We start from the raw sequence: 238 nt of genomic DNA, 5'->3' as shown, positions 1-238 counted from the left end.
CCTCGAACAACTGCTGCACAAGCAGGCGTTCCTGGCGTTCGATCCACAGGGCTCGGGCATTCACGGGCAGATCTACCGCGTCGCCCAGGGCGATGCCGGCAAGCGCCTGACCCGCTACAAAGTCTCGATCGTGCCGCAACTGCAATACCTGCATCACCGCACCAACCAGCGTATCTACCAGCAGATGTCGGCGCCGAAAATCATCGCGCTGATCCTCGAAGAGCACGGCATCAAGAGC

At 60.9% G+C, this 238-nt stretch carries 1 protein-coding gene; it reads left to right on the top strand.

The window, feature by feature from the left end:
* Positions 1-238, top strand: a 238-nt coding sequence (locus AAEY83_RS18375) for a contractile injection system protein, VgrG/Pvc8 family (RefSeq protein ID WP_351061570.1), incomplete at both ends; no start/stop codon positions are given.

Origin of the sequence: Psychrobacter sp. TB20-MNA-CIBAN-0197 (genome assembly GCF_040309765.1) — a bacterium.
In the GTDB taxonomy this organism is placed as follows: Bacteria; Pseudomonadota; Gammaproteobacteria; order Pseudomonadales; family Moraxellaceae; genus Psychrobacter; species Psychrobacter submarinus.
Note: the sequence above shows the minus strand (reverse complement) of the source record. Positions and strands in the feature narration are given on the sequence as shown.